This window comes from Streptosporangium sp. NPDC087985 (assembly GCF_044741965.1).
GTDB lineage: Bacteria > Actinomycetota > Actinomycetes > Streptosporangiales > Streptosporangiaceae > Streptosporangium.
In genome coordinates, this window is sequence record NZ_JBIUTQ010000003.1 from 23988 (window position 1) to 42598 (window position 18611).

An 18611-nucleotide genomic window follows, 5' to 3' on the forward strand; every position below is an offset into this window, starting at 1 on the left:
ACCGATATCCGGCCTACGGTTCATCCGCACCTGATCCCACGGCCCCGGCTGTCCGGTCTTGGGACAGGAGTTCGGTGAGGTGGGCGGCGATGGCGTCGATCGTGGGGTGGTCCCAGGCCAGGGTCGGCTCGACCAGCAGGCCGACGATCTCTTCGACGTCGACGCACAGGCTGAGCGCGTGGACCGAGTCCAGTCCGTAAGCGCGGAGCTTGACCGTCGGATCGATCTCGGCGGGCGGCCGTTGGAGGTACGTGGCCACCCGCTCGGTGAGCCATCGGTGCAAGTCACGGTTGGGCACGGCCTCTCCCGGCATAGATGAAGTGTCTTCGCGGATCGGTGACCACGTTCATGAAACGGCCCTCAGTAGATCGTTGACCGTGGGTTCCAGCTCGGCGTGCAGTGGGGTGAGGCTCCCGCTGAGGAACAGTTCCCTCATATGCCGGCGACGGAGCTTGCCGCTGGTGGTCTGCCGCACCGTGCCCCGGGCTACCAGCATCAGGCTGAGCGGGACGCCGAACTCTCTCGTCACCAGGTCCATGACCCGGTCGGCCGTCTCGCTCAGGACCTCCGAATGTCCTCGGCGTACCTCCTGGATCAGGACGACGTGTTCCCCGCCGTCCCGCCGGCGGACGCCGAAGGCGACGCTCCGTCCAGTGGCAGGGTCCGCCCGGCAGGCCGCTTCCTCCAAGTCCTGCGGATAGAGATTGCGGCCGTTGACGATGATGACGTCCTTGATCCGCCCTGTCACGTAGAGCTGCCCGTCCAGCAGAAACCCCAGGTCACCGGTGCGTAGCCAGCGGCCGTCACCCGCGCGGAAGGTGGCACGGGTCTCCTCTGGGCGGCCTCGGTAGCCGAGGGCGACGCTCGGGCCCGCCACCCAGATCTCCCCGATCGTGCCATCGGGGACGGGGGCGGAATCGCCCGGATCGACGATCCGCAGGTCGAGGCCGGAAACCGGGCCGCACGCCACCAGGGGAACCCCGTCGGGCTCCGGAGTCGCCTGATGTCGTTCCAGCGCCGAGGGATCGAACCTGCGTACGGTCACGCCCTGCCCTCGCGGTACGCAGGTGACCATCAGGGTGGACTCGGCCAGGCCGTAGCCGGGATTCCACGTGGTCGGGCGGAAGCCGACAGGAGCGAATCTCCGCTCGAAGTCGGTGAGCGTACCGGCTCTGATCGGTTCAGCTCCGCTGAGGGCCATGGCCAATGTGGACAGGTCCAGGCCGGCGAGCTGCTCATCGGTGATCCTGCGGGTGCACCAGGAGTATCCGAAGTCCGGGGACACGGTCCACTCCGCACCGTACCGGCTGATCAGCTCCAGCCAGCGCACCGGCCGCGCGACGAACGCGAGCGGCGACATGAACACCAGGTCGGCACCCGCGTAGAGCGCGTGCAACTGGAGGCCGACCAAGCCCATGTCGTGGTAGTGGGGCAGCCATCCGGCCAGCCGCCGTGGCGGTTTCGCTCCTGCCAGGGATTGGAACAGCTCCAGGTTGTGCAGCAGATTGCCGTGTGAGACTTCGACTCCGCGTGGTTCGCTCGTCGAGCCGGAGGTGTACTGCAGGTAGGCGACGGTGTCGGCGCTCAGGACCGGGGGAGTCCAGGCGTCCGGATCGGCGGCGGGGTCGACGACGCGGGCTGAGAGGTCGGACAGTTTGGACGCGTGCGCGGGATCGGTCAGGACCAGCCGGACACCCGCGTCCCGCAGCAGTGTCCGTACGCGACTTGAGTGAGGTGCACCCGCATCCGGCAGAGGCGCGGGGATTGCCGGCACCCGGGCGTAAAGACAGCCGAGGAACGCGACGGTGAAGTCGAGCCCGGCCGGATAGAGCAGCAGCACCGGCTGGTCGGTCATGCCGAGCTCGGTGAGCCATACGGCGGCGGCACGGGCCCGCCGATCCAGTTCGGTGAAGGTGAGCCGGGTCGGTTCGCCGTCGTCCCGGACGAAGACCAGTTCCCGATCATCGCTGAGGCGGTCCCGCACGTGCGTGACGAAATCGGTCATTCGGGCAGCCCCTCACGGACGTACCAGGAGACCAACCGGTCGAGGACCGCGGGAGTGACGGCGGGCGGGGCCGCCGGGTCGCGCCACTCGAAGTCGTAATGGTGCCGGAAATAGGTCGCGGTGTACTTGGCCCGCATGTTGACCACCGCCTCGAACCGGTTGAACGGCTCTTCCCGGATCTGCTCGGGTGTGGCGGGGACCAGTTCGATCGGCAGCCGAGCGTTGATCGCGTCGAACAGGTCGCGGACCGGCACGGTTCCTCCGTTCACCACATGGAAGATCGGACGGTCGATGTCTCCGGCGGCGAGCGAGAGCAGCCGGGAGACCGTGGTGTCGATGGGTGTCAGATGGAGATTGGCGTCCGGATGACAGGGGAGACGGACCCGTTCACCGGGCGTGCGCCGGGCGAAGAAGGCCATCACCCGGAGGAAGTCGTACAGGCCGTAGTCGGTCAGCGCGCGGCCGGTGCGGGAGTGGCCGACCATCACGCCCAGCCGAGCCACCAGGACGGCGCCCTCGCGGACCGACCGCGACCGGGCCAGCGCGATCTCCGCTTCGCGTTTGGAGTATTCGTAGAAGTTCCGGAAGCGGTCCGGGGAGGCGTGCGCGGGCCAGTCCTCGGGAACGGGGCCTTCGGTGTCGAGGCCGCACTGGTAGGCCGTACCGATGGAGATGTAGCGCGACCCCGGACGGGCGTGCCGCTCGTAGGTGGCCAGTGCGTTCGCGGATCCCGCCACGTTCACGTTCAAGAGCTCCTCCTCGCGGCGTGGGAAGAAGGTGACGAGCGCGGCGGTGTGCCAGTAGGTGCAGCGCTCGGCGAAGACCTCGGCCACCGGCAGGCCGAGGTCCGGCCCGTCCAACGCCAGCCCGCGCACCCGGAGTCTGGCCGCCAGGGACTCTTCGAAGCCGAGGCAGAGCAGTGCGTCCACGACTCGGCGGCGCACCACCTCCTCGGACGCGCGAGCCAGGGCGATCACTTCGTCACCCCGGGCCAGCAGGGCACCAATCAGATGGGAGCCCACGAAGCCGTTGGCTCCGTCGATCACCTGAACGCTCACCAATTAACCTTCCTATGGGAGGTAGCAAATAGTAAAGTATCGAACGCTTACGGTAAGCGGAACTCGGGAGGTTCTATGCTCAACGACCTGCAGCGGCGCAAGATGGCCCATCTGTTCGCACTTCTGGACGTGGACGACGACGGGACTGTCGACAAGATGGACTACACCGCCTCGGCCGACCGGCTGGTGAACGCGTTCGGGTTCGCGCCGGGCTCGACCGAGTCGCAGCGGGTCCGGGAGCGGTACGCGAGGCTGTGGGACGAGGTGACGCTCCCCATGGACGTCAACGGAGACGAACGGGTCGACCTGGGAGAGTTCACAGCGGGATTCGGCCGGTTCGTCACCCAGCCCGAGGAGGGCTACCGCACGCATATCGCGCCGGTTGCCGACGCCTTCTACGATCTGATGGACGCCGACGGAGACGGGCGGATCACCCGGACCGAGTACCTCCGGATGGCCGGAAGCGCTTTCCGCATGTCGGAGGCGGACAGTCTCATCGCGTTCGAGTACCTTGACCTGGATGCCAACGGCTCGCTGAGCCGACAGGAGCTGCACCTGGCGAACGAGCAGTTCTTCCGCAGCGCCGACGCGCAGGCCCGCGGTAACTGGCTGTTCGGCCCGCTCCCCACCCGGATCTGACTCCCAGCGGCTCACGACCGATCAGACGGAGCAGGCTGTTCTGGAGTTGATCCGGTTTGGTGGACACCTGATCTCTGGGGAACCCCGGTTCCCGGAAGAAGGAGTCTGCTGTGCCGAACAACTTGGCCTTCACCCCACCGGTCAGACGCGCGAGCCGCCGTTCCGGGTCCTGCAGTGATGGATGGTGGCCGTCGTGATGACGATGGCCAGGGCGGCGAGGGGAATGGCGGGAAGTGCCGCGGGGACAGCGGCGATCAGTAGCGCTCCCCCGCGGCACTGGCGGTGACGGCGGCGAGTATGGCGATGCCGCGAATCACGGCAAGGTCGGCCAGGGAATCGACCCTGCTGGCGGATCGTACCCAGCGGTGGCCAATGACCTGCAAAAACACCAGATGCCTTCTTGTGTGTGCATCCTCCGGTTACTTAGCGTGAGGGTATGTGTCACTCGTTCTCTCGCCGTTCGTTCGTCGGGGGGTCGCTGGCCGCTGGACTGGTCGGCGCGGCGCGCGGGGAAGCGGTCGAAGAGAGCTCCCCGATCGCCCGCGATATCGTGCCTTTTCACGGCGAGCACCAGTCCGGCATCATCATGCCGCCGCTGGTCCCGCAGCAGCAGGGGATCTTCGCCGCCTACGAGGTGACCGCCAGGAACCGCAGTGAGCTCACCCATCTGTTCCGTACCCTCACCGAGCGGGCCCGATTCCTCACCAGCGGTGGCCCCGCGCATCCCGACCCTTATTCATCGGGCTCCGGGCTCCTGGGCAGCACCCTGGTGCCGGACGGTCTGACCGTGACCGTCGGTGTCGGGTCGTCCTTGTTCGACCACCGCTTCGGGTTGGCTGACCGCAAACCGGTCGAATTGGTCCCCATGACCGCCTTCGCCCACGATGACCTCAATCCCGCCGAATGCCATGGAGACCTCCTTCTGCAACTGTGCGCCAACCACGACGACGCGCTGGTGAACGCGCTGATCGACATTCATACGCGCACCAGTGCGCTGATGCGGCAGCGCTGGCGCATCGACGGGTTCCGCAGCCCGCAACGACCGAGCGGAACCCCCCGTGACCTGCTCGGATTCCACGACGACGTCGCCAACCACTTCCTGACCGACGTCAAGGGCCGGATCAACAAGTTCATCTGGGTGCATCCGCCCTCTCCCGAACCGGCCTGGACCACCGGCGGCACCTACCAGGTGATCCGCATCGTCCGATTCCACCTGGACGAATGGAATCGGGTACCGGTCGTCCAGCAGCAGAAGATCATTGGCCGACACAAGGTCACCGGCATCCCGTTGAACGGCGGTACCAACGAGAACTCCCCGGTGGTTTACGATCCGCAAGGCGAGGTCATGCCGTTCAACTGCCACATCCGCCTCGCCAACCCACAGACGGTCGACTCCCGTTTCAGCGCGCCCAACCCGTACGTACCGGACAAGGTGCCTCCTGTTCACATCTGGCGCCGCAGCTACCAGTACATGCGCGCCCCCGATATCAACGGGCGCATGGACGCCGGGCATGCCTTCTGCTGCTTCCAGCGCAATCTCAGCACCTATATCGACATGCAACAGCGGCTGGAAAACGAAACGCTCGTTCCCTTCATCACCCCGACCGGCGGAGGGTACTTCTTCGCCCTGCCGGGTGTGACCGGCGCCCAGGACTACTACGCCCGCGCGCTGCTGACCTGAACGGACACGCGCCTTGCCTCAGGCCGATGACGCCGCAAGATCGACCATCGCAGGACTCGAGCCGGCAAGAGGTGTGGTTGTGCATCAATGGACACGGCGCGAGGACGAAAGGCTACTCACGGGGAATGGCCGCTACGTCGCCGATATCGAAGTACCGGGCTGTCTGGACGCTGTGTTCGTGAGAAGCAAGGTCGGCCACGGTGCGCTGCGCGCGGTCGATTGCAGTGCGGCTCGTGAGGTGCCCGGTGTGGCGGGTGCCTGGTCCGCCGCCGACCTCACGGACATGCCTCCATGCGCCCACTCAGCAGCTTCCCTGCAAGACCTGCCTCCGGTTCCGCACACCGTGCTCGCCAAACTGTCCTCGGACGAGGCGGTCGTCGGCCGCGAGTGGCCGGCGCTCGTCAAGGAGCGCGTGCGGTACGCGGGCGAAGCGGTCGCGGTCGTCCTCGGAGAGGACCGCTACCGGGCCGAGGACGGGGCAGCCGAGGTCACCTTTCAGGTCGACCCACTACCCGCGATGGTGACACCCTCCGCCGCGGCCGCAGATTCGACCCTGCTCTTCGAAGGTCTGAGCAACATCGCTCTGCGGGGAGAGGCCGGAAAGCCCATCGAGGACAAGGTGTGGCAGGAAGCGGCCGCAGTGGTGGAGGGCCGGTACCGCCAGAACCTCCTGATGCCCACACCGATGGAATGCAGGACGATCCTCGCCGTCCCGGAGGGCGACCGGCTGACGGTCTGGTCGGGGCACCAGATGCCCCACCGGCTCCGCCGCGAGCTGGCGGCGCTGCTGGGCTGGTCGCAGGAGCAGGTGCGTGTGGTGGTCCCGGACACCGGCGGCGCGTTCGGGTCGAAGAGCGCGTCCTTCCCGGAGTTCGTCGTGGTCGCCTTCCTGGCGGTCAAGCTGCAGCGGCCCGTCCGGTGGATCGAGGACCGCCTGGAATCCATGATGGTCGCCACCCGAGGCCGCGGCCAGGACCAGCATGCCCGGCTGGCCGCCGACGCCGACGGCCGACTTCTCGCCTACGAGCTCCACATCGACGCCGACGTCGGCGCCTACCCTCACCTCGGGGTCGGGCTGCCGATGCAGACCGCCTGGATGGCGACCGGCGCCTACAGCACCCCCAAGGTGCATGCGACCGTCCGCTCGATCCTCACCAACACTATGCTCACCTACCCCTACCGGGGTGCCGGCCGGCCCGAGGCGGTCATCGCCCTGGAACGGTGTATGGACATGATGGCCCGTCGGCTGGGGATGGACCCGGCGGAACTGCGGCGCCGCAACTTCATCCCGCCCGAGAGCTTCCCGTACACGACCCCCACCGGCCGGACCTACGACAGCGGCGAGTACGCACGCGCGCTCGGCCTGGCGCTGGAGACCGTCGGCTACGACACGTGGCGGGCCGAGCAGGCCCGCCGCCGGACGGACCCGACCGCCAAGCCCCTGGGTATCGGCCTGTCTTGCTACGTGGAACGCTCCGGCGGGGAGCCGGGCGGCCTGCACGAGTTCGGCAGCATCGAGGTCGGCACGGACGGCACGATCACCGCGCGGTGTGGCGCGGCCTCCAGCGGTCAGAGCCACGAGACGGTGTTCCCCGCGCTGGTCGCCAAAACCCTGGGCGTGGACGAACAGCGCGTCCGGCTGATCGAGGGCGACACCGATGAACAGCCCCAGGGATTGGGATCCTTCGCCAGCCGCACCGCGCAGGTCGCGGGTGCGATGCTGCAGCACGCCTCCCAACTGGTCATCGAGGAGGCCAAGCAGAGGGCCGCGGACCTGTGGAATCTGCCCCTGGAGCAGGTGGAGTGGTCCGACGGCACGGTACACGCCGCCCACGACGGCTCGGCCGCCATGGACGTCAGCGAGCTGGTCAAGGCGACCGGGCCCCTGCGCGTGGAGGACCGGTTCGAGACGGGGATGGCGTTCCCCTTCGGAGCCCACGTGGCGGTGGCCGAGGTCGACCCGGAACTCGGCACCGTGCAGCTGCTGAAGGTGGTGATGGTCGACGACTGCGGTGTGGTGCTCAACCCCGACATCGTCCACGCGCAGGCCTTCGGGTCCGCTCTGCAGGGCATCGGCCAGGCGCTGTACGAGGCCATCCCCTACGACGACAACGGAGTGCCCATGCTGGCCAACGGCCTGCTGGACTACCTGCTGCCGACTTACACCGAACTGCCACCCATCGAGGTCAAGAACACCTGCACGCCGAGCCCGAGCTCACCGCTGGGCGCCAAGGGCGCCGGCGAGTCGGGCTGCATCGGCCTGCCGGCCGCAGTCGTCAACGCCGTGGTCGACGCACTCCAGCCGGCCGACCCCGACCTGCTGCAGATGCCGCTCACCCCGGACGTGATCTGGCGAGCGGCCCGAGCCCCGAAGCTGGAGGAGGCCCGGTGAAGCCCGCCGCCTTCGATTACGTCGTACCCCGCACGGTGCCCGAGGCCGTCGACGCCCTGGGAAACGGGGGCCACAAGGCCCAGGTCCTGGCCGGCGGCCAGAGCCTGCTCCTGGAGATGCACCTGGAGCGCATCCGTCCCGACCTGGTCGTCGACATCAACCGCATCCCCGCACTCGACGACATGCAGATCATCGACAACACCCTGCAGGTCGGCGCCCTGATCAGGCACCACGTCTTCGAGTCCCCGCAGGCCGTGCCAGGTCCGCTCGGCTCGTTGTTCTCCCTCGCCGTCGTCAACATCGCCCACCCACCCATCCGGTCCCGGGGAACCATGGTGGGCAGCTTCGGCTGGGGACACCCCGCGTCCGAGTGGTGCGCCATCGCCATGGCTCTGGACGCCGACGTCCAACTACAAGGACCCGAAGGTGCTCGTACCGTCGCGGCACGCGACTACTTTCACGGTCCCCTTAAGACCGCCCGTCGACCCGGTGAGCTGATCACCTCCGTGCGGTACCCGCTGCTCGCCGAGCACACCGGCGTCGGCTTCATCGAGCACCGGCGCACGCACTTCTGCTTTGCCCAGGTGGCCGTCGCGGCGGTCCTCACCATGCACGACGGAGTGATCGGGGAAGCACGCATTGGGCTGGTCAACTGCGCTGACCGGCCGCTACGGGCGCACGCCGCCGAGCAGGCCCTGATCGGCGTCGAGAGCGGACCACCGATGGACGGGTACCGGCTGCCCGAGGACCATTCGTTCGCCCGCGCGGGCCGGATCGCCGCGGAGCAGGACGCCGCACCCCTGGCGGAGCCGTACGCGGACCTCGAATACCGGCGGCATGCCATCGCCGTCGTGACCGCCAGGACACTGTGCCAGGCGGCGAACGACCACCGGTCCCGCATCAGCGAGCCCAAGGGAGACAGCCAATGAAGATCACCCTCACCGTGAACGGCGAGGAGTTCCCGCTCGACGTGGAGCCACGGCGCATCCTGGCCGACGTGCTGCGGGAGGACTGCCGGCTCACTGGCACACATCTGGGTTGCGAGCACGGTGTGTGTGGCGCTTGCACCGTGCTGGTGGACGGTGAGGCGGTGCGCTCCTGCCTGATACTCGCCGTGCAGTGTGACGGCAGGTCGGTGCGGACCGTGGAAGGGCTCGCCGGTCCGGACGGCGAGCCCAGCGCGCTGCAGCGGGCCTTTTCCGCCGAACACGCGCTGCAGTGCGGCTTCTGCACGCCCGGATTCCTGATGGTGGCCGCCGGGGCATTGGAAGCCGACCCCACCCTCGGCGACCACCCCGAGCGCGTAGAGCACATCGTCGGATCCAACGTCTGCCGGTGCACCGGCTACGAACCCATTCGTCGCGCGATCATGCGGGCAGCGCAGGAACAGCAGCAGCCCGTGACCTGACCCCGCCTCGTGACGACCCCGTTCGCCTTCCCCGTCTTCGCGCCCTCCGAGGCAGACGACTACGTCTCGGCCTGCAACGACCGGCTCGCGAAGTCTGTCTCCTCCTCAGACGGCACCCTGGTTGGACTCGGTCTGATCCGTATGGACGACGTGGAGGTCGCGGTGTACGAACGGTCGGCTGGCACCACACGGCCACGCGGCGCCGGAATCGTCATGCAACCAGAGGCCGAGTCACTGCTGACCCGGCTGGGCGTCGGCGCACGGTCCGTGAGCGTCGAACTGCGCGAACGCCAGCAATTGCACCTGCACGGCGGAGCCGCACGCTACGCGGCTCCGCAACTGATGACCTCGTGGGACACCCTTTACCGCACACTCCGGGGGCCACTGGAGGGAGTGTGCTACCGCCTGGACAGTTCGCTCAGCAGCCTACGCGTGGAAAGCCACGAGGTCACCGCCGGCTTCACCGACGGGTATGCGGCGCAGGGCAACTTCCTGGTCGGTGCCGACGGAATCGGCTCGGCCACGCGTAGACTGCTCGACCCCGCTTCCCGCCCGGCGTATGCCGGTTACGTCGCCTGGCGTGGCCTGGAACCCGAACAGCTGCAGCAGTTCGTCTCCTCTTCCACGTGGGACTACTCCAAGGTCCGTGAGCGGCTGGCTCGTTGGGCTGCCGCGCACATCGCGCCCGAGGCGTACGCCATCGACGATGTCGGCTTCCCCAAGGACGGCTACGACTCACCGGGGTGGCGCGGATGTACTGCGGCGCGCTGGGCAAGCGGGGCAACTGCCAGATCGGGGTCAGTGTCAACCTGGTGTCCGACCGCGCGTCCTCGGCGGTCGACTGGCGCCTGTTCCTGCCCGAGAGCTGGGACGACACCAAGCACGGCGACGATGCGCTGCTGGCCGAGGCGATCCGCCGACGCCGGGACAAGGCTGTCATCCCCGAGACCGAGCGGCACCGCGAGAAGTGGCGCCTGGCCCTGGACACGCTCGACGAGGTGCGCGGGGACTGGGAGTTGCCTGGCCTGCCGATGGTCGCCGACGCCGGCTACGGCGACGCCACGGGCTTCCGCGAGGGCCTGACCGAACGCGGCCTGGCCTACGCGGTCGCCGTCAAGGCCACCACCACCGCCCACCCGGGCGACGCCAGGCCCGAGCGCCCGCCGTACTCCGGACAGGGCCGCCCACCCGTGTCCGCCTATCCCCAGCCGCACACCACCCTGCGCGCCTTGGCCCTGGCCGCCGGACGCGAGAAAGCCCGCACGGTCACCTGGCGCCAGGGCAGCAAGGCCGGCAGGCACAACCCGAACGCCGAGATGCGCGCGCAGTTCCTGGCCCTGCGCGTCCGTCCGGCCAACCGCACCATCCGCCGGGCCGCCGACGGCTCCCTGCCCGAGTGTTGGCTGCTGGCCCAGTGGCCGCCCGACTCCGCCGCACCCACCGACTACTGGCTCTCGACCCTGCCCGCCGACACCCCACTACGCGAGCTGGTACGAATCGCCAAGATCCGATGGCGAGTTGAGCATGACTACCGCGAACTCCAGGCCCTCCTGGCCACCTGGACCGGCGCCTGCTCCATATGCGGCCAACCTGCACCAGCACCACACCACCGCACCTAAGTTTCCGCACTTAATCGCTGAGTTTCCGCTAGTCAGGCATGAAGTTGGTGACCGTGCGCCAGTGATGGCGCATCGTGTCGTCTCTTCAGTGGGTGGTGCCGGGTGCCGTCGGTGATGGGGTTGCATGTCAGGTCGGGCGGCCGGGCGGCTGGTCGCGCGCGAGCGCCCTCGCGAAGTCGGCCGCCAACCGTTCGAAACTGGCGCGCTCCGCTGGGCCGAAGATCGCCAGCGCGGCGGCGATGACCTCCTCGACGCGTTGCGTCGCCGCGGTCAGCGCGTCGTGACCCGCGGCGGTCAGATGGTTCTCCACGATGCGGCCGCGTCCCGTGCGTTCGACGAGCCCACGTTCGTGGAGCCGCCGCAACAGCCCGCTCAGCGTCTGCGGCGTGTGGAACAAGGCCCTGGCCAGCTCGGAGGCGGAGGCGCCAGGCTGCCTCGCCGCCTCCCGCAGCACCCCCCACAGTCCCAGGTTGAGATCCAGCGGACGCAGGACATCGTCTATTCGCTGCGCCAGCAGGTGCTGCGCACGCTTAAGGGCCACACCAAAGTCGATCACCGGTGACGCACCCAGGCCGCCGTCGCTGTCCGTGTCCACCGTGAATCATAGCAGGCGCCTTCTATATTGAAGGTGGCTTCAATACGGGCCCGAAAACAAGGAGCGGCCACATGAAAGGCAAGATCGCGCTCGAAGAGCACTTCAACCTCCCGGAGTTCAGCAACGAACTCCCGCAATACGTCAACCCCGAGATGATGAGGGAGGTCTCCCGGCGCCTGCTCGAGGTGAGCACGGAGCGACTGGGGGAGATGGACGCCACCGGCATCGACTACTCACTGCTGTCGCTGACAGCGCCCGGCGTCCAGGCGGAGACCGACCCACGCCGTGCCGTCACCCGCGCCAGGCGGGTCAACGACGAGCTGGCCAAGATCGTCGCCGCCAATCCCACCCGCTACGGCGGATTCGCCACCCTGCCCCTGCAGGACCCGGCCGCGGCCGTGGCCGAGCTGGAGCGCTGCGTGACCCAACTCGGGTTTCACGGAGTGATGCTCAACGGCTTCACCAACATCGGTGACGCCGACACCGGCTGGTACTACGACCACGAACGCTTCCTGCCGTTCTGGGAACGCGTCGAGGCACTCGGCGTGCCGGTCTACCTGCACCCGCGCGATCCCCTGCCGGGCAACCAGGGCATCTATGAGGGTCATCCGGAACTGTTCGGCGCCGTGTGGAGCTTCACTGTCGAGACCGCCACCCACGCGCTGCGGCTGATGACCAGCGGCCTGTTCGACCGATTCCCCCGACTCACAGTCATCCTCGGTCATCTGGGCGAGACCCTGCCGTTCAACATCTGGCGCATCGACCACCGCGCGGCCATGATGGGCGACCTGATCAAGTTCAAGAAGCCGCTGACCCACTACCTGCTCAACAACTTCTACGTCACGACCAGCGGCAACTTCCACACCCAGACGCTCAACGCGACACTGGCCGAGATGGGCGTCGACCGCGTGCTGTTCTCCAGCGACTACCCCTACGAATCCATGCGCGAGGCGGCCGACTGGTTCGACAACGCCGCCATCAACGAGAACGACCGAGTCAAGATCGGCCACACCAACGCCAGGCGCCTCTTCCCCGGCCTGCCGGAGCGGATCGGCAGGCCCGCGGACACCGCGCGAGTCTGACGACGGCGCGTCTCACACAGCCGATAGCCGGCTGGAACCGCGCCTCGCGGCTCGGTCCCAACCATGCTCAGCATGATCGATTGAGCAACGGCTTCTAACAAAGCCCTACTAGGACTGCGCCCGCGTACTCCCCGAGTGCGACGAGGCGATCATCGGCGAGGACAGCCCACTGGAGGAGACGGTGCGGCGAATCCTGCGCGAGGCCGGATTGGCCGCCTCCGGCGAGCAGGCCATCAATGACAAGGTGCCGGTAAAGATCCATGGTCGTGGTGATGGACTGGTGGATGCCGCCGACCAGGACAGGGCGTGACGCCGGCTCACCTATCCGTAGGTGGGGTGCTGCGGCCAGCCGGGTGGGGAGTCCTCCCAGTCCTGCTGCCGGCCGTACGGGGTGAGGTCGAGGATGTTGTGGGCGAAGACGAGCCGGTCCACGCCGCGGGCGGTGGTGTTGTAGGTCCGGTAGACGTCCTCGCCGTCGCGCAGGAACACGCTCAGCATGAAGCCGCCGCCGGCGCCGCAGTCGTCCGCGAACGACGTGCCGTGTGAGGACACGAACGGCACCGTCCAGCCCATCCGCGCCTTGTACGCCTCGATCTGGGCGAGCGGCATGTTCGACACGGTCACCCAGGTGACCCCGAGCTCGGCCGGCCAGGCCATCCCGGCCACCGGGACGTTGTTCGTGAACCCGGTGCAGCCCGGGCAGTAGTGGTCCGGCCCGTTGTCCATGAACTGGTAGACGACCAGCTGGTCCCGGCCTTCGAACAGGTCGAGCAGGGTCTTCGTGCCGGTGGGCGTGTCGAATGCGTACCCGTTGGCGAACTTGACCATCGGGAGGCGGCGACGTCGCGCCGCGAGCGCGTCCTGAGCGCGGGTGGCGTCCTTCTCGGCCTTGAGCAGTTCGTCGCGAGCCTGCTGCCACTCCCCGGCCGAAACGATCCTCGGTTTCTCCATCCGCCGATTGTGCTCCGCGGGACCGACAAAATCCCGCAACCCCTGGCAGGCGGTTCCCAATGCCACTTGGCTCCGTGCGGTTCCGAGCCACGTACAGGAGCGTGGCGCACATCGGACGCTGTGTTTCCTTGCCGGGGATCCAGCACGTCGGCGTGGTGGAGAAGGTGCGCTCCGGCACGACGATCCAGACGATCGACGGCAATACGTCAAACGTCGTGGCGCGCCGGTCGCGCAACCTGCGTCACGTCGTCGGGTACGGACGGCCTGCCTACAACGGCACGTCCTCGCCGTCCCGTGTCCCGTCCTTCCCGAATTCGGTGACGGCGGGACTCATCGGCGAGCTGGACGTACGCAGCGTGCAAGAACTGCTATCCAGTCAGGACTCGCGCCTGCCCGGAACCCTGTGGGGTTATCGGGTCGGGTCATGGCTTACCTCCTGTCGTGGCCGGCCGGGTGGGGTCGCTTGCTTTGCCGGCTGTGGGGTCGGGTGCGGCGGTGGACCTGTGATCGGCGGGGATGCGGGACAGGGCGGAGGGCCACCAGTTGTATCGGCCGAGTAGGACGGCGGCGGCGGGGACCAGGAGGGTGCGTACAAAGAAGGTGTCCAGGATGACGGCGAAGGCGATGGTGAAACCGAGCTGGCGGGCCTGGGTGTTGTTGCCGGCGATGGCGAGGACGGCGAAGGTGCCGGCCAGGATGAGCCCGGCTGCGGTAATGGTGCCGCCGGTGCGTCCGATCGCCCGGGTGAGGGCCTCGCGCAGCGGATGGGTGTGGGCTTCTTCGCGGACGCGGGCCATGAGCAGGATGTTGTAGTCCTCGCCCAGGGCCATGGCGAAGACGAACAGCAGGATCGGGATGATGAAATTCAGGCCCTCGCCGTTGCCATAGTGGACGAACACGATGTTGGCGAAGCCGAGGGCGGCCACGTAGGACAGGCCCACGGTGACGATCAGATACAGCGGCGCGATGAGGCTGCGCAGCATCAAGGCGAGCAGTAATGCGATGGCCAGCAGCACGATGGGTACCAGGCGGGCCAGATCGCTGGTGGAGGCCGTGTAGATGTCGTGCGCGGTCGCGTCGAGTCCGGCGACGCCGCTGTCGGTTGCGGCAACGCCGGTCGCCACCTCGGTCACGGTGGTCCGCAGCGCGGGGATGGCGTCGATGGCGGCTCGGCTGCCGGCCGGTCCGGCAGCAGGTACCGCGTCGAAGCGTACGGTACGTCCGTCGGGGCTGATGAACTGTGTACTGGCTCGGTATGTCTGGTACAGGCTGGGCGAAACCCCGGCCGGCGGTGTCGCGGGCGGGCTTGTGGCCGAGCCGAGGCTCGAGTGGAGGTTGGCCAGATCGGCGGCGGTGACGGTGGTGCCGTTGGGGTTGAGCGGACCGGTCAGCGCGCTGATGCCTGCTGCTGCGGTCAGTTGCCGCTGGGCCGTTTGCAGGGCGTTCGGGTTGTGCCAGACAGGGTCGGCGAACCGCAGCAGCAACGTTTCGCCGTTGTTCGTGGGGGCGGGGAAGTGTGCGGACAGCACGGCGGTGCCGGCGGCGGAATCGCCGGCCGTGGCGGGGTTGCTGGAGGTGAAACCGCCAGTGGTGAACCCGTTCAAGCCTGCCGCGAGACCACCGAAGAGGAGCACTCCTGCGGCGAGGACGGGTAGGGGCCGTCGTACCGCGCGGGTGGAGATGCGACCCCACACGCCGACGGATTGCTGCCCGCTGGCGGGGTGGGTGGGCCAGAACAGCGCCCGCCCGGCGATCGCCAGGAGGGCCGGTAGTAGCGTCAGCGCGGCCAGCAACATCACGCCCAGGGCGATGGCCAACGCTGGACCGAGGCCGCGGTACAGGCCGAAGGAGGCAAGAGCGAGGCAGGCCAGAGCCGCGATCACGGTGATGGCCGAGAAGGTGATCGACTCCCCGACCCGGGCCATCCCGGCGATCAGGGCTTCGCGGGGCTCCCGGCCGCGGCGGATCTCTTCACGCATCCGGAAGACCAGGAACAGACCGTAGTCGGTGCCGGCGCCGAGCAGCAGCACCACGAGCAACTGCTGGATGGCCGGTGACACCGGCAGCCCGGCCTGCCCGGCCTGGCCGATCACCGGCCCGGCCAGCAGCAGCGCCAGCACCGCGGGGATCAGGGTGACGACGGGGGCCAGCAGCGAGCGGTACACGACGAACAACAACACGATCACGAACAGCAGGGTGAACCGGTGGATGTTGGTGCCCGCCTGCGTTGAAGCGGTACCCGCGTCGGTGGTCTGCGCCAGCGGGCCGGTCAGGTGGAAGGTAAGCCCCACCGGCGCTGAGGCGGAGGTGAACGTGGCGCGGACGGCGGTGACCAGATCGGAGTTGGGTGCGTTGCCGGGGCCGTTGGGCACGGTCACCAGCAGCGCCCGGCGCGCCTGTCCGTCGGCCGACACGCCCTGATCGCGTACCGAGGTCACATCCTTGACGGTTGCGGCGGCTTGCAGCACCCGCTCGATCGCGGCGTCGTCGGCCGTGGTGAGCGGCCCGTTCGCCCTGGACGCGACGATGATCGCGGTGGCACCGGGGCTGGCCCCCTGAAACGGAGCGGCCAGGTCGGCCGCGTGCCGGCTCGGCGCGTCGGCTGACAGGAACTGGGCGTTGTTCGACTGGGTGACGCTGGACAGGCTCGGCAGCGCGAACACCGCACCGGCGACGCCGGCTACCCACGCCACTACGATCAGCCAGCGGAACCGGACAACGAACCGCGCCAAAGCCTCGAACATGACCACGTCCTCACCGGATGCCTGAGTGTATTATCTGAACGGCCGCGTCTGGTAATGCCGTCGGCGGCCGACAATATCCAGACGCTGGCGTTTAGTAAAGAGTTGCCGACGGGAAGAGGCGAGAAAGATGGCGGACCAGGCCGGCGAGGCGGCGCGGCCTCGCCGGGGTCGCCCACGCGATCCCGGTGTGGATGCTGCGGTGCTGGCCGCAGCGTTGGAGTTGCTGGCCGAGGCCGGCTATGCGGGTTTGACGATGGAACAGGTCGCCGCGCGGGCCGAGGTGAGCAAAGCCAGCCTCTATCTGCGCTGGCCCAACAAAGCAGCGCTCGCGGCTGAAGCGATGCAGCGCCGTGCCGACGTCGTCCCCGACATACCCGACACCGGTAGCCTCGCCGAAGACATGCGACGTTTCCTGCGCGCACTGTTGCGCGGAGAGCACCGCGGCGCGCAGGCTCTGGCCGCCGTCAGCGGCGAGATCGCCAACAACCCCCAGCTACGTGAAGCGTTCCGCGCCGGCATGACCGGAACACTCGTGAACAGCCTTCGCATGATCGTCACCCGCGCCATCGACCGCGGAGAAATACCGGCGACCACGGACATAGAGCTGTTGTCGCTGCTGCCCGTGGCAATCATGCAGCAATGGCGGCTGGTCAGCGACCAGCGGCCGGGCGAGGAACTGATGGACCGCATCGTGGCCCAGTTCTACACACGCTAGAGAGGGACGGTGCCTGCCCGGGAACGCGGCAAGTACGCGGGCATCATGGGCGGCGTCCATCGTCGGCTCGGTGTTCGCCACCCGGCTCGCCGAGCTCCTGGCGGAACGCCTGCCCCGCGGATCCGGACCCTCGGGCGGTCTGAGCTCGTTCACCTGGCCGGCCCTTGGAGCGGTGGATGGGGGATCGGGGCGGTGCGAGGATGCGGTGCCGGGGTGCGGTGCGGGTTTTTCCGCCGGTCCGGTGGCTGTCGATCACTTCCCGAAGATGAGCTCACCGTTATTGGTTGACAGCGGTGAGTAAAGAGCGGGGCGGGGGGGTGGGGTGGTGCGGGTCCATCAGGCCTACCGCTACGCCCTGGATCCCACCCCTGAGCAGGCTGCGGCGTTGGCCTCGCACTGCGGGGCGGCCCGGTATGCGTTCAACTGGGCTCTGGGCCGGGTCAAGGCGGCCTTGGAACAGCGGGAGGCCGAGAAGACCTACGGTGTCGCCGCCGAGCGGCTGACCGAGGTGCCGTGGTCGCTGTACGGCTTGCGTAAGGTGTGGAACGCGGTCAAGGGGGTGGTGGCGCCGTGGTGGGCGGAGCACTCCAAGGAGGCCTACAACACCGGCCTGGACGGTGTCGCACGGGCGTTGAAGAACTGGTCGGCCTCCCGCACAGGCACCCGCAAAGGACCGAAGATCGGCTTTCCCAGGTTCAAGTCCAAGCACCGCACCACCCCGTCGTGCCGGTTCACCGCCGGCACCATCCGTGTCGAGGCCGACCGCCGCCACGTCACCCTGCCCCGGCTGGGCACCCTCCGCACCTGCGAGTCGACCCGGAAACTGGCCCGCCATCTGGAGCGGGGCACCGGGCGGATCCTGTCGGCCACCGTCCGCCTGCAGGGCGGCCGCTGGTCGGTATCCTTCACCTGCGAGATCGACCGCACCGAGCGGCCGCCCCTGCGGCCGGACGCGGTGGTCGGGGTGGATCTGGGGGTGAGGAACCTCGCCGTGCTGTCCACCGGCGACGTCGTCCCCCACCCCAAACACCACCGCTCCGCGCTGCGCAGGCTGCGCCGGTTGAATAAGCAGTTGGCCCGCCGTACCGGTCCGCGCACCCTCGACGGCGGCCGGCGGGAGCCCTCGGCCCGCTGGTTCAAGGCCAAGGCCGCGCTCGGCAGGGCGCACGCCCGGGTGGCCAGTCAGCGGCGCGACGGCCTGCACCAGCTGACCACCAGGTTGGCCACGACGTACGGCACGGTCGTGGTCGAGGACCTGCACGTGGCCGGGATGCTCGCCAACCGGCGCCTGGCCCGCGCGGTGGCCGATGCCGGCATGGCCGAGGTCCGCCGGCAGCTCACCTACAAGACCGTCTGGAGCGGTGGCCGGCTGGTGGTGGCCGACCGCTGGTATCCGTCGAGTAAGACGTGTTCGGGTTGTGGCGTGGTGAAAGCCAAGCTCGCCCTGTCCGAACGCACCTTCACCTGCGCGGCGTGTGGTCTGGTTCTGGACCGGGATCTGAACGCCGCCCGTAATCTGGCCGCGTTGGCGGCCGACGTCGCCCAGAGTTGCGGGGAGACGGTAAACGCCCGTGGAGGAGCGGTAAGACCCGGCGCCCGCGCCGGGCGCGCACCGGTGAAACGGGAACCCCGGCAACGGGGAACGCTGCCCCGGCAACGCGGCAGCTCGCTGGCTCTCACCGAGAAACACTGAGAATCAGCGAACGGGAGAGGTACGTCAAC

The 18611-nt window shown here is 68.4% G+C and carries 17 protein-coding genes and 1 pseudogene; 11 read left to right on the forward strand and 7 right to left on the reverse strand.

Annotation, left to right across the window (positions count from 1 at the left end; translation table 11 throughout):
• Nucleotides 1-13: 13 nt before the first annotated feature.
• Genes ACIN94_RS08970 through ACIN94_RS08980 form a run of 3 tightly spaced genes read right to left on the reverse strand, consistent with a single transcriptional unit; the run spans nt 14 to nt 3063 of the window.
• Nucleotides 14-298, reverse strand: coding sequence for an acyl carrier protein (locus ACIN94_RS08970; protein ID WP_400701781.1), 285 nt, complete (start codon nt 296-298; stop codon nt 14-16).
• Between the two features lie 48 nt (nt 299-346).
• A complete protein-coding gene (locus ACIN94_RS08975) occupies nt 347-2005 on the reverse strand; it encodes a fatty acyl-AMP ligase (RefSeq protein ID WP_400701784.1) in 1659 nt (552 codons plus the stop codon).
• Nucleotides 2002-3063 carry an SDR family oxidoreductase gene (locus tag ACIN94_RS08980; protein WP_400701787.1) on the reverse strand — a complete coding sequence of 354 codons (1062 nt, stop codon included), beginning with the start codon at nt 3061-3063 and terminating at the stop codon, nt 2002-2004. Before ACIN94_RS08980 ends, ACIN94_RS08975 begins: the two co-directional genes overlap by 4 nt.
• A gap of 75 nt (nt 3064-3138) precedes the next feature.
• Between ACIN94_RS08980 and ACIN94_RS08985 the strand changes: the two genes are divergently transcribed.
• Nucleotides 3139-3702, forward strand: coding sequence for an EF-hand domain-containing protein (locus tag ACIN94_RS08985; RefSeq protein ID WP_400701790.1), 564 nt, complete (start codon nt 3139-3141; stop codon nt 3700-3702).
• 254 nt (nt 3703-3956) lie between these two features.
• Here ACIN94_RS08985 and ACIN94_RS08990 read toward each other — a convergent pair whose 3' ends face one another.
• Nucleotides 3957-4091, reverse strand: a complete 135-nt coding sequence (locus ACIN94_RS08990; protein WP_400701793.1) for a hypothetical protein — start codon at nt 4089-4091, stop codon at nt 3957-3959.
• A gap of 47 nt (nt 4092-4138) precedes the next feature.
• On the opposite strand from ACIN94_RS08990, the gene ACIN94_RS08995 reads away from it, so the two are divergent.
• From ACIN94_RS08995 to ACIN94_RS09020, 6 genes and pseudogenes are all read left to right on the forward strand, one after another.
• On the forward strand, nt 4139-5383 hold the full coding sequence (locus ACIN94_RS08995; protein WP_400701796.1) for a Dyp-type peroxidase: 1245 nt from the start codon (nt 4139-4141) through the stop codon (nt 5381-5383).
• Between the two features lie 79 nt (nt 5384-5462).
• Nucleotides 5463-7775, forward strand: coding sequence for a xanthine dehydrogenase family protein molybdopterin-binding subunit (locus ACIN94_RS09000; protein WP_400701799.1), 2313 nt, complete (start codon nt 5463-5465; stop codon nt 7773-7775).
• Nucleotides 7772-8704, forward strand: coding sequence for an FAD binding domain-containing protein (locus tag ACIN94_RS09005; protein ID WP_400701802.1), 933 nt, complete (start codon nt 7772-7774; stop codon nt 8702-8704). Before ACIN94_RS09000 ends, ACIN94_RS09005 begins: the two co-directional genes overlap by 4 nt.
• On the forward strand, nt 8701-9183 hold the full coding sequence (locus ACIN94_RS09010) for a (2Fe-2S)-binding protein (RefSeq protein ID WP_400701805.1): 483 nt from the start codon (nt 8701-8703) through the stop codon (nt 9181-9183). The genes ACIN94_RS09005 and ACIN94_RS09010 overlap by 4 nt, the downstream gene beginning before the upstream one ends.
• A 342-nt stretch (nt 9184-9525) precedes the next feature.
• Nucleotides 9526-9903: pseudogene (locus ACIN94_RS09015) on the forward strand (transposase); the annotation flags it as partial.
• Between the two features lie 23 nt (nt 9904-9926).
• Entirely contained in the window at nt 9927-10802 is an 876-nt protein-coding gene (locus ACIN94_RS09020; protein ID WP_400701808.1) for an IS701 family transposase, read from the forward strand.
• Nucleotides 10803-10929: 127 nt separating this feature from the next.
• Here ACIN94_RS09020 and ACIN94_RS09025 read toward each other — a convergent pair whose 3' ends face one another.
• A complete protein-coding gene (locus tag ACIN94_RS09025; RefSeq protein WP_400701811.1) occupies nt 10930-11343 on the reverse strand; it encodes a MarR family winged helix-turn-helix transcriptional regulator in 414 nt (137 codons plus the stop codon).
• Between the two features lie 125 nt (nt 11344-11468).
• On the opposite strand from ACIN94_RS09025, the gene ACIN94_RS09030 reads away from it, so the two are divergent.
• Complete coding sequence (locus tag ACIN94_RS09030; RefSeq protein ID WP_400701814.1) at nt 11469-12479, forward strand: amidohydrolase family protein; 1011 nt, start codon at nt 11469-11471, stop codon at nt 12477-12479.
• Nucleotides 12480-12660: 181 nt separating this feature from the next.
• A complete protein-coding gene (locus ACIN94_RS09035; RefSeq protein ID WP_400701817.1) occupies nt 12661-12789 on the forward strand; it encodes a hypothetical protein in 129 nt (42 codons plus the stop codon).
• An 11-nt stretch (nt 12790-12800) separates the two neighbouring features.
• Here the strand turns inward: ACIN94_RS09035 and ACIN94_RS09040 are convergent, their stop codons facing one another.
• The gene (locus ACIN94_RS09040; protein WP_400701820.1) at nt 12801-13430 is read right to left on the reverse strand and encodes a DUF899 domain-containing protein; all 630 of its coding nucleotides are present in this window, start codon (nt 13428-13430) and stop codon (nt 12801-12803) included.
• 422 nt (nt 13431-13852) lie between these two features.
• A complete protein-coding gene (locus ACIN94_RS09045; protein ID WP_400701823.1) occupies nt 13853-16174 on the reverse strand; it encodes an MMPL family transporter in 2322 nt (773 codons plus the stop codon).
• Nucleotides 16175-16301: 127 nt separating this feature from the next.
• On the opposite strand from ACIN94_RS09045, the gene ACIN94_RS09050 reads away from it, so the two are divergent.
• Nucleotides 16302-16889: a TetR/AcrR family transcriptional regulator gene (locus tag ACIN94_RS09050; RefSeq protein ID WP_400701826.1), complete on the forward strand. Its 588-nt coding sequence runs from the start codon at nt 16302-16304 to the stop codon at nt 16887-16889.
• Between the two features lie 325 nt (nt 16890-17214).
• Entirely contained in the window at nt 17215-18582 is a 1368-nt protein-coding gene (tnpB, locus tag ACIN94_RS09055) for an IS607 family element RNA-guided endonuclease TnpB (RefSeq protein WP_400701829.1), read from the forward strand.
• Nucleotides 18583-18611: the final 29 nt, after the last annotated feature.